General features: G+C 37.2%; 4 protein-coding genes, 2 rRNA genes and 2 other RNA genes. 2 read left to right on the top strand and 6 right to left on the bottom strand.

The genetic code is table 11. From position 1 onward, the window contains the following. Positions 1-787 precede the first annotated feature (787 nt). Both ACN6NE_RS02515 and ACN6NE_RS02510 read left to right on the top strand, forming a co-directional pair. Entirely contained in the window at positions 788-1,621 is an 834-nt protein-coding gene (locus ACN6NE_RS02515) for a helix-turn-helix domain-containing protein (RefSeq protein ID WP_129703589.1), read from the top strand. A 47-nt stretch (positions 1,622-1,668) separates the two neighbouring features. After that, a complete protein-coding gene (locus tag ACN6NE_RS02510) occupies positions 1,669-2,193 on the top strand; it encodes a MerR family transcriptional regulator (RefSeq protein WP_129703591.1) in 525 nt (174 codons plus the stop codon). 96 nt (positions 2,194-2,289) lie between these two features. Here the strand turns inward: ACN6NE_RS02510 and ffs are convergent. The 6 genes from ffs to ACN6NE_RS02480 form a co-directional block, all read right to left on the bottom strand. Continuing rightward, positions 2,290-2,554: signal recognition particle sRNA large type (gene ffs, locus ACN6NE_RS02505), an RNA gene on the bottom strand. Between the two features lie 14 nt (positions 2,555-2,568). Beyond that, a non-coding RNA gene (gene ssrS / locus ACN6NE_RS02500) (6S RNA) lies at positions 2,569-2,757 on the bottom strand. A gap of 655 nt (positions 2,758-3,412) precedes the next feature. After that, the gene (locus ACN6NE_RS02495; RefSeq protein ID WP_129703593.1) at positions 3,413-3,973 is read right to left on the bottom strand and encodes a site-specific integrase; all 561 of its coding nucleotides are present in this window, start codon (positions 3,971-3,973) and stop codon (positions 3,413-3,415) included. A 181-nt stretch (positions 3,974-4,154) separates the two neighbouring features. Continuing rightward, entirely contained in the window at positions 4,155-5,006 is an 852-nt protein-coding gene (locus ACN6NE_RS02490) for a tyrosine-type recombinase/integrase (protein WP_129703595.1), read from the bottom strand. Positions 5,007-5,132: 126 nt separating this feature from the next. Continuing rightward, positions 5,133-5,248: ribosomal RNA gene (rrf, locus tag ACN6NE_RS02485) — 5S ribosomal RNA — on the bottom strand. Positions 5,249-5,310: 62 nt separating this feature from the next. Beyond that, positions 5,311-5,478, bottom strand: a 23S ribosomal RNA gene (locus ACN6NE_RS02480); the annotation flags it as partial.

The raw sequence follows: 5,478 nt of genomic DNA, 5'->3' as shown, positions 1-5,478 counted from the left end.
GCATGTATTAGGCACGCCGCCAGCGTTCATCCTGAGCCAGGATCAAACTCTCCGAAGAAATGTTTGATTGCTCATATAAAATAAAAAAATTAACGTTGACGTTTGTCGCTTTGTTCAGTTTTCAAAGAGCAATTTCAAAGACAGAATATCATTCTATAAAAAGAAATGAACCTTGTCAATAAATTTACTTTTAATGTTGATTACTTTATTAAGTATAACTCTTATTTTCGTAAAAGTCAACTTCTGCGAAAATTTATTTTTTTCCAAAACGTGATGGTTCCTTCCGGATCTCAATCACATTCTCCATATTACATGATAGTTTCGTGGAAGTCAACTTCTAAAACTAAAATATTTATATTTTTTTGTTAGTCTGTTAATTGAAAGAATTACTTAAGCTATCTTGTGTAGTTTAGTTAATTTTGGTATAAATAAATCAATTACATATGTTCGGAACATGAAAAAAGGTCAAAGCGTGTTGTAGAAAAGCTTATTATGAGGATGGCCGTCCTCAAAACTTTACCGTGACAACACCACGGCAGCTTCTACCTACAACGTCCACCGTGACGATACCACGGTAAACATGTTGCTTCAACCTTGTGAAAAACATATTTATGTTGGTATTTTACGATATAAATGTGCAATTGACAAGGGGAAGTATTACTTTTCTGTCTAGGAAAGGTGTGTTTACCGTTTATAAGCGGTAAACACACCTTTTTTTGTTTCCTAATTGGAGAGGGAGATAGAAATGACAGTAAGCAGAATCGTAACTCATGAAGAATTTCTGCATATGACAAATTATCAATCATATGCAGAAAGAGCACATCAAAAGAAAGAAATGAAAAAGATCCTTTTAGAGAAAGTAATGAGAACATACGGGGACACTTTTTACCGATTGAAAGAAGGAACGAGAAAAGCAATTGATATGTTATGCTTCTTCGCTGCGGAACGCGGCTTCGTTTACGCAAGTGATCAATATTTAGGAGAACGCTACGAAGTTTCTGATCGTACGGTCAGAAATGTTTTAGCCATGTTACGAAAAAAGGGGTTAATTGTAACGGTTTATCGGGGCCTTAGTAACCATAATGGCCGTGGTTGTCCAATGCATTTATTTGTTGATCATCCTTACTTTGAAAACTGGAACAACTATTTGAATTTAGAGGATTTCCAAGGAGATTTCCAAAGCCAAAACGCTGAAACTGCTTGTGAGAGTAAGGAATCTGAGACAAAAAAAAATTCTACCAATAATTTAACTATTAATTCTTTAAATAAATTACGTACAGGATCGGTCCACTTATCAGCAGAATTTACACCTTCAATTGTTCCTGAGGCTTTTAAAAATACCGTAAAAGTCTTTTTTAACGATGCTAAGGAGATACATGACATTTGGAAGAAAGCTTGTTTAGCTAATAAAATAAGTGGTTTAAATGTACCTTCAGAAGACATCATGCCTCTTATCCTTCAAGCATTCAAAGAGGCTATTTATGCTCTTAAACAAAATAAAATTAAAAAAGACTTTCAAGGATATTTCTTTGGAACTTTAAGAGGAATGCTTGCACTTGAAGCTAGACGCAAACATTTTAATCCTGAACATCCGTTATATTATAATTTTTTAGAAGCTTAATGCTGGAGATATAAAGTGAATATCTTAATGGAGTTAGGAGATTAAACATGGAGAAGTCACTGCTAACTATTGCAGAAATCGCAAAAGAATTGAACATGCCTGAATCTACTGTCCGTTACTATAGAGATCGCTTTATCAATTACATACCTTTTACAGGAAAAGGACGTGGCCGCCGGTATCGCCGAGAGACTATAGATATATTGCGTTTCATTGCGGAAGGTTTCAATCGCAGTCTAAACGCAGCCGAGATAGAAGAGGGTTTAGCCCTAATGGTTGCAAGGAATATGGAGGTTGAAAACGAAACCGCAGCCACAACCGCAGCAGCGCAGCAGCAGCCTAATTTTAATGAAATTTCTGTCCAAATTAACATGGATGAACAATTCCATGAACTAATGAACCAAGTTACTGTTACGATGCAGCTGATGGCCCATCAAAAAGAAGAAATTAACGAGTTGCGGAACATTGTTGCGGAACTGCGGAAGCAGCAACAGGAACAAGGAAAATACATAGATGAACTACTGGCGGCCAAACGTAAAAGGAATCAGAAAAAATGGTGGGAAATTTGGAAGTGATAATAAATTAAGGTTTTTAAACAAAAAAGACAGTTGTACAAAACGAAAACCCTTAATTAATAAAAGTCTTCATTTTGTACAACTGTCTTTTAAAAACCGTGCACTCACCGTTGATATGGATAAATAAGCGCTGCATGTATAGTTAGCTCGGCTAGGTTAGTCTACAACACATAGAAGGTTCTACTTATGGCTGCTTCCTTCCAGACCTGACCATGTTCATAGATTTCTATTGCGCAGGACCCAGCTTTCAACACTACTTGTACAAGCCTGACCTTACCTAAACAATACCTCTAGTGAGGATTCAACCCTGCTAAGGCGGATTGCAGGTTACAAGGCACCGCCATCTCCCCGTCTAGCACGGTATGTATAGGAAAAATAGTTCCCACTTATGTCGTCTTCCCAATCTGTTTTGTGAACCCGCGATCTCGCAGGTGGGTTTCCGCATGTTAACATTCCTGCGATCCTGTTTTATAGACAGGCATGGCATCAGTTAACAAATATAAGAATCCCGATTAAACAGTACGGTTCAAAACAAATAGGGCATAACGTGCATCGTAGGATTAGTCTTCAAGTTGCTAAATCGTCTATCGACTACATAATTTATCTTATAATATAATTTCGTAGAAGTCAAGTTTAACGAAATTATATTTACCTATATTTTTTAAAAGGTTATGACGGACCATGGCCTAGACGGCCACTTACTTTACTTACATTGGTAACAACCTTACTCTGTATAAGGTTGTTTTTTATTAGCATGTAATTGAAATAAAAAATATGAAATTCTTTTAAAAATTAAAGTGAACGTTGCTGTAAAAGTTAGAAAAAGGACATTAAATGATGGGGACGTAAAGGGGACATGGCTTCAAAATAGGGGGACACAAAGGGGACTTTATGATTTTAAAGAGGGACGTGAAAGGGACATCCGCCCAAAAAAGGGGACTCAAGGGGGACATATAGCGATTTTCTCTGCTATCACGGTTTTGCTAGGCTTTGCCTAGCCTATCACACCCTGTGATAGCAAAAATCCCTTATGCTCTTTAGGAATTTAGAGAGGCGGCCACGTTATTTTAGGAAGCTCATGAAAAAAAGGTTTTACATGAGCAAGATGGCCGCCGTTGTTTTCGGCAGGAATAAACAAAAAAAGAAGGCATATCTATAGCATAAGATGGCTGTATGCCTCTAGTTTAAGCAGCCATCTTACTCTACGATTATGTCTTCTTTATAACGCAAAATCTTCTAACGTTCGATCAATCATGTCATCTGTAATCCCAATATATCGGAGTGTGACGGATGGCGCCGAGTGGCCAAAGATTTGTTGCAACATGGCCACGTCTTTCGTTCGTTGATAGAAGTGATAGCCAAATGTTTTTCTCATGGTATGGGTACCGATGGCCCCTTTAATGCCACACGCGCGTGCAGCGCCGTTAATGGTCCTCCAGGCTGTTTCTCGCCGAACATGACTTGTACCCTTCCGAGAAGGGAAAAGGAGGTCAGAATCGGCCATATGACGCGTGTATTTTTCAATCTCTTGTTGAAGGTTATGTGGAATTCGAATTTTTCGTACGTGGCCTGTTTTTTGTTCTCGAAAACGAAGATGATCGGCCGAACGGACATCCAAGACCCTTAAAGGTAAAATATCGCTAATGCGCAACCCAGAATTGATACCAAAGACAAAAAGAAAATAATCGCGATAGGATTTATGTAGTAAATGTTCTTTCATCATACGAATCTTTTCTGGATCTCGAATGGGTTCAACGGTCTGTTGTCCTTTAATAAGCATAAAATTCACCTCTCTACATATTCAGTATGTTACATTGAACTATATCTATGTATTTAATATGTTGTATTGATTAGTTTATCATATTCAAAAATAAAGAAGAACCCTTGATAGATAAGGGTTCTTCTTTATTTTTCATCTACGTTGAATGCAACATAGTGTCACTTTTGTTGTATTGGTTTGTTTAAGAAAACGCCTGTTTGATGGCTGAATCTAAATTCTGAACAGGTGACTTTAGATATTTTTTCGTTACGTTGATATCTAAATGACCTGCTAATTCAGCAACAACTGCAATATCAATTCCTTTTTGAACTAATTGATTACAAAATGTATGACGTAACTTATGAGGGGTTACATTGTATTTCTTTAACATATATTGAACAGCTCTTGGAGTTATTCTTTGATGAAAATTTGACTCAAATAAAAATTCTTTTTCATTGTTCTGAGACGTAATGTATTTCTCTAAGTAATATTTCACTTCTTTAGAAAGTGGTATAGTACGGCCCTTTTCACCTCTAGATTCATGAACAGTTAAAGAACTTTGATTTGTAGTTAAATTAATATCATCTTGGTTTAACCCGCACAATTCAGATACTCGAATTCCTGTATGAAGTAAAACATATACGATAGCAATATCACGAGGGTTGCCGTCTTTTTTTACTTCAGCTAATAAATGATTGCACTCATCCAGCGTTAAAGAATCTGGTGCTTCTTGATTCTTTTTATCTTTCTGTTTACGTTTGATGTCTTGAACTACATCTAATTTCTTAAGAAAGCGAGCAAACATACTGATTGTAGCAAAAGCTTTTTCTACAGTTGCTAAGCTTTTATTTTGAGACTCAAGATAAGTAATATATTGTTGAACATCTTTTTTCTTTAATTGATTCAGATCCATTCCCTCACTGAGAAGCCATTCATGGAATTGATTAAGTACTGCACGGTACGTTTTAATAGTGTTATCAGATTTGTCTGCTTCTGCTAACCACTGGCTAAAATCATCAATCAGCGGAATAACCTCTAGTTTGTTTTTTTTCAATCTAAATCCCCCACTCGTGATAATGTAATAACTTCAACTTAACATCTTACTTCGTAGAAGTCAAATTCAGCGAAGTACATATATAAAAAAAAGCATGTCATTCAATGACATGCTTTTTTTTATTTTGCCTGGCAGCGTCCTACTCTCACGGGGACAAAGTCCCGACTACCATTGGCGCTAAAGAGCTTAACTTCCGTGTTCGGTATGGGAACGGGTGTGACCTCTTCGCTATCGCCACCAGACATGAGATTGTTCTCTCAAAACTAGGTAACAGTTGCTGAGTAAAGCATGTGCTTTTCAAATCTTGGTTAAGTCCTCGATCGATTAGTATCAGTCAGCTACACGTGTCGCCACGCTTCCACCTCTGACCTATCAACCTGATCATCTTTCAGGGATCTTACTAGCTTGCGCTATGGGAAATCTCATCTTGAGGGGGGCTTCATGCTTAGATGCTTTCAGCACTTATCCCGTC

It is taken from the genome of Priestia sp. 53B2 (assembly GCF_056099005.1).
Note: the sequence above shows the minus strand (reverse complement) of the source record. Positions and strands in the feature narration are given on the sequence as shown.